We start from the raw sequence: 234 nt of genomic DNA, 5'->3' as shown, positions 1-234 counted from the left end.
GCGCACCCCAAAGACTTGTGAGTACATCATCGGGGTATGGGTGTAGGAGTCTTTTGATCCCGCCATGATGCGGCCGGCCGCCTTGCCCATAGCGGTGGCATTGTCCACATGCTCGACGCGGGTGCGGCCCAACACCGGGTCCGGGTAATTGGCGATGTCTCCGGCGGCCCAGATGGCCGGATCGTTGGTGCGCAACTGCTCATCAACGACGACCCCATCATTAACGGTAAGGCC

The 234-nt window shown here is 61.5% G+C and carries 1 protein-coding gene; it reads right to left on the bottom strand.

The window, feature by feature from the left end; genetic code table 11:
* Window positions 1-234 (bottom strand): FAD-dependent oxidoreductase (locus tag AC0L3A_RS41160; protein WP_473256635.1); only part of this gene is annotated, 234 nt, incomplete at both ends.

Source organism: Bradyrhizobium sp. MI1.3, assembly GCF_055811695.1.
This window is presented reverse-complemented; position numbering and strand designations above follow the sequence as displayed.